The organism is Streptomyces sp. SID3212 (assembly GCF_009865405.1).
Taxonomy (GTDB): Bacteria; Actinomycetota; Actinomycetes; order Streptomycetales; family Streptomycetaceae; genus Streptomyces.
The window spans coordinates 1-4,205 of record NZ_WWJY01000340.1 but is presented as its reverse complement, the minus strand read 5'-3'; the positions used below and the strand labels follow the sequence as shown (position 1 = coordinate 4,205).

4 protein-coding genes are annotated in these 4,205 nt (G+C 71.0%); 3 read left to right on the top strand and 1 reads right to left on the bottom strand.

The genetic code is table 11. The features are described 5' to 3' along the window. The coding region (locus tag GT042_RS10335) for an NADP-dependent oxidoreductase (protein WP_161308420.1) at nucleotides 1-971 on the top strand (971 nt) is incomplete at its 5' end. 21 nt (nucleotides 972-992) lie between these two features. On the opposite strand, the gene GT042_RS10330 is transcribed toward GT042_RS10335, so the two are convergent. Next, nucleotides 993-1,991, bottom strand: a complete 999-nt coding sequence (locus tag GT042_RS10330) for an NADP-dependent oxidoreductase (RefSeq protein ID WP_161308419.1) — start codon at nucleotides 1,989-1,991, stop codon at nucleotides 993-995. 127 nt (nucleotides 1,992-2,118) lie between these two features. On the opposite strand from GT042_RS10330, the gene GT042_RS10325 reads away from it, so the two are divergent. Together GT042_RS10325 and GT042_RS10320 are read left to right on the top strand one after the other, a co-directional pair. Then, nucleotides 2,119-3,003: a LysR family transcriptional regulator gene (locus GT042_RS10325; protein ID WP_161308418.1), complete on the top strand. Its 885-nt coding sequence runs from the start codon at nucleotides 2,119-2,121 to the stop codon at nucleotides 3,001-3,003. A 480-nt stretch (nucleotides 3,004-3,483) separates the two neighbouring features. After that, a partial coding sequence (locus GT042_RS10320; protein ID WP_161308417.1) for a PQQ-dependent sugar dehydrogenase occupies nucleotides 3,484-4,205 on the top strand: 722 nt, incomplete at its 3' end.

Genomic DNA, 4,205 nt, shown 5'->3' with positions numbered 1-4,205 from the left:
AGACCGCCCGCCCCCACGGCTTCCCGACCCCGGACCACTTCGCATTCGTGAAGAGTCCCGTCCCGTCACCGGCCCCCGGCACCGCGCTCGTGGAGAACCTCTACCTCTCCGTGGATCCGTACCACCGGGAGATGATGGACGGCGACTTCGCGCTGGACGCCCCGCTGGAGGGCCGCGCCCTCGGCCGTGTCCTCGTCTCCAGGGACCCGGGTCTCGCCGAGGGCGACCTGGTCCTCCACCGCCAGGGCTGGCGCACCCACGCACGGGTCACCCTGGGCGGCGCGGGCACCAGGAAGCTGCCGCCGCACGAGGGCGTCCCGCACGTCGCGTACCTGAGCATCCTCGGCGGCACCGGCCTCACCGCCTACGTCGCGCTCACCCGTACCCTGCGCCTCGCGGAGGGCGAGGACCTGTTCGTCTCGGCCGCCGCCGGAGGCGTCGGCACCGCGGCCGGCCGCATCGCACGCCTGCTCGGCGCCGGCCGGATCATCGGCAGTACGGGCTCGGCGGCCAAGGCCGCGTACCTCACCGGCCAGGTCGGGTACGACGCGGCCTTCGACCACCACGACGGCCCGGTGGGGGAGTCCCTCGCCAAGGCGGCGCCCGACGGGATCGACGCCTACCTCGACAACGTCGGCGGGACGCACCTGGAGGGCGCGATCTCCGCGCTGCGCGAGTACGGGCGGATCGCCCGGGTGGGCACGGTGGCCCAGTACAACGCCACCGAGCCTCCCGCAGCCCCGCGCAATCTCCCGGACATGGTGGAGAAGAGCCTGCGGATGGAAGGCATGCATGTCCGCAACCACACCGCCGTGCAGGGCGAGTTGGAGGACTTCCTGGTCCCGCACCTGCGCAGCGGGCGGATCAGCCCCGACGTGACGGTCACCGAGGGCTTCGGCGAGACCGTGCACGCCTTCCTCGGCATGCTGCGCGGCGCCAACACCGGCAAGGCGGTCGTCCACGTCGCCTGACCCCCTGGTGCCCGGTGATCATCACGGGACCACCGTCAGCACGATCTTGCCCTGGAGGTGGCCCTGCGCGGCCCGCGTGTGTGCCGTGCCCGCTTCGGACAGCGGGTACGTGCTGTCCAGCCCGACCCGGAGCCTGCCCTCGTCGAACAGGCGCCCGATCTCGGCGAGTTGCGGGCCGCTGGAACGCACCTGGATGTTCGAGACGGTGACGCCCAGACGCGCCGTCTCCTCCGGGTCGTACTGCGCGAAGAACACCGGAAGCATCGTGCCGCCGCGCTTGAGCACGGTCAGAAAGCGTGAGCTGTCCGGGCCACCGACGCAGTCGATCACCAGGTCCACACCGCTGACCACGTCGGTGGCCCGGGTCCTGGTGTAGTCGATGAACTCGTCGGCGCCGAGCTCGCGCAGGAACCGCTCGTGCCGGCCCGAGGCCACCGCGACGACGTGGGCCCCCTTCCACTTCGCCAACTGGACCGCGAAGTGGCCCACTCCACCGGCGGCCCCGTTGACCAGCACGGTCGTCCCCGGCGTGATCGGCACCGGCCGGTGCACCCGGCCGGTGAAGGGAGACGGCACGTCGTGGCCGAGGTCGACCAGGTACTGCCAGGCCGTGAGCACAGCCATCGGCGCCCCGGCCGCCCGTACGTGGTCGACGCCGGCCGGCTTGTGAGCCAGGTCCGAGGCCGGCGCGGCCACGTACTCGGCGTACGTACGGCCGTCGAATCCGGGGAACCGCAGCATGCCGAAGACCTCGTCGCCCACGGCGAACCCCCGCACGTCCGGGGCGACCGCCCGGACCACGCCCGACATGTCCGTTCCGGGGATCAGGGGGAACCGGAGCACCGGCCTCATCGCGGCCGGCATCACCTTCATCCCCTCACGCAGGTACCAGTCCGGCGGGTTGACGCCCGCCGCGTGCACCCGGACGAGCACCTCGCCCGGGCCGATCGCGGGAACCGGCACCTCGTCGTACCGCAGAACTTCCGGCCCGCCCGCCTCGTGGAACTGGATCGCCTTCATCGCGCCTGTCGCTTTCCTCGGGAAACGTTGCTCCCTCAGTCAAGGTCCAGGACGGCGGGGCCGTCCAAGACCGGTCCGGCAACCGGATCATTCTGAAACGGCATGACGTGACGCGTACGCTGCCAGGGTGAACGATTCCGGACAGGACCTGGACCTGCGGCTGGTGCGCTACTTCACCGTCGTGGCGGCGCACCAGCACTTCGGCCGGGCCGCCGCCGCCCTGCACGTGGCCCAGCCGGCGCTGAGCCGCCAGATCCAACGGCTGGAGAAGTATCTCGGCGTACGGCTGCTTGACCGCGTCCCCCAGGGCGCCCGGCTCACTCCGGCCGGCCGGAGCTTCCTCCCCCGGGCCCAGTCCCTGCTGCGGGCCGCCCGCCAGGCCGAACTGGCCGTGCGGGACCAGGCCGGGACCGGACGCATCGCCATCGGCTACGTCGAGGACCTGGTGATCACCGACGCCGTACGGGAGTTGCGCCGTCGTTGTCCGGACGCCGAGATCGCCACCCGGTACCTGAGCTGCCGCGACGTCGGGGCGCTGTCCGACCGGCGGGTGGACGCCCTGATCGCGCGGGCCCCGCTGCCGTTCGCCGCCGACGCCGTGACCACCACGCGGCTGTACGAGGAGCCCCGGATGCTCGCGGTCCCGCGCGGCCACCCCCTCGCCGGCCGCGCGTCGGTGACCGCGGGGGAACTGGCCGGCGAGGAGGCGGCGCCGTGCCCGTTCGAGACCGCCGACTGGCCCTCCTTCCGGGTCCTCGGGGCCGGTGTGCCGCCGGTCGAGAGCTACGAGGACAAGCTCGAACTCGTCGCGAGCGGCAGGGCGATCGCTGTCCTGCCGGCCGGTGACCGGCGCGGCTCACTGCGTCCGGACCTCGTCACCGTCCCGATCGAGGACGCTCCACCCAGCCAGGTCGTCCTGGTCAGCCGCAAGGGTGACCCGAATCCGATGATCAGGAGTCTACGGCTGAGTGCCGAGGCCGTCCTGACCGCCCCGGCGGCGTACACCGCCTGAGTCACCGTCCGTCACCCGATCGTATACAAGGAGAGCGCTGTCCCACGCCCGGCCGCCTTCGCGCGACCGGTGTCACGGCCATATAGTTTTAACCGTGAACTAAAGCGGCCCCATGATGGTCGCCGAGGGGAGCCGAGCCCCGGGGCCCGGTGCGCGCACGTCGTGCACCGGGCCCTTTCTGTACGGACGTTGCCGTCACCTCCGACGACTTCCGGCCTTTCGGACGACTGTCGCGGCAATTTGACCACGCCCTTGACAAATTAACTCCCCGTTGCCAGCATGCAAAAACTCGCGCGAGTCTCCGCACAACCTTGATGCCGCATCGAAAGCTCTCCCCAGCTTCCCCCTAGATCGGTACGGCTGTTGCCCAGGTGACGGGACATCACCCGGGCGCAGGCTCCTCCCGCAGTGAAACGGCAGCGTGCCGGTCGCGCACGCATGCCCGCATCACTCCCCCCGCAAGGTCAGGAAGGACGCTCCATGTCAGGACTGTCAGGACGGTCACGCCCGAGACGTGCGTGGTTGAGGTGGCTCACCGTGTTGGGCCTCGTGGTGAGCGGAGGTGCGCTCGCCGTCCCCACGGCCTCCGCGCACCCCGGCCACCCCGAGCACGAGGCCGCCGCCGCGGTCATCCCCACCGGTGACTACCAGCAGGTACAACTTGCCCTAGGAAACGCCGAGTTGGGCGAGGCGATGTCACTCGCCGTACTGCCCGACCGCGCGGTGGTCCACACGGCCAGGGACGGCACGGTCCGCTACACCGACGCCGCGGGCAACACCAAGACGGCCGGCAAGCTGGACGTCTACACGCACGACGAGGAAGGCCTCCAGGGGATAGCGGCCGACCCGGGCTTCGCCACGAACCGCTACCTGTACCTGTACTACTCGCCGAAGCTCAACACGCCCGGCGGCGACGCCCCCACCACCGGCTCGGCGGCCACCTTCGAAGCGTGGAAGGGACACCTCAACCTCTCCCGCTTCACCCTCAAAGCCGACAACACCCTCGACCTCGCCAGCGAGAAGGTCGTCCTCGAAGTCGCCAACGACCGGGGCCAGTGCTGCCACGTCGGCGGTGACATCGACTTCGACGCCGCCGGGAACCTCTACCTGACCACCGGCGACGACACCAACCCGTTCGAGTCGAGCGGCTACGCGCCGATCGACGAACGGACCGACCGCAACCCGCAGTTCGACGCCCAGCG